General features: G+C 41.7%; 1 pseudogene. It reads right to left on the bottom strand.

The features are described from left to right. Positions 1 to 186 (bottom strand): annotated as a pseudogene (locus tag V6256_RS15235) (IS66 family transposase); the annotation flags it as partial. Between the last annotated feature and the right edge of the window lie 164 nt (positions 187 to 350).

Genomic DNA, 350 nt, shown 5'->3' on the forward strand with positions numbered 1-350 from the left:
TTCAACAATCTCTTCTACTTCATTAAATAATTCACCGTCGCCCACAAAGCCTTCGGCACTTTTGCCGAATTGCTTTTGTTGGGCTAAACGCCAGCGCTCTTCTAATGCCGCAATGTGGGCATCCTTCTGGGCTAACAGTTTTTCAAGTTCAGCAATACGCTGTTTAAGGGCAAGTTCATTTTTCATGGCGCCTATTTTAAGGCATAACGACAGGCTTTCCAGTCCTAAGTGAACTGGCGTTGATGATCATCAATAGATCTTTCCAATTAAATCATTTGCTTACCGGTTACATCAATATTGCGATGACCGATGACATCATAACCTGATAATAACCAATGCAATTGTTGCTC

The organism is Psychromonas aquatilis (assembly GCF_038155185.1).
Classification (GTDB): domain Bacteria; phylum Pseudomonadota; class Gammaproteobacteria; order Enterobacterales; family Psychromonadaceae; genus Psychromonas; species Psychromonas aquatilis.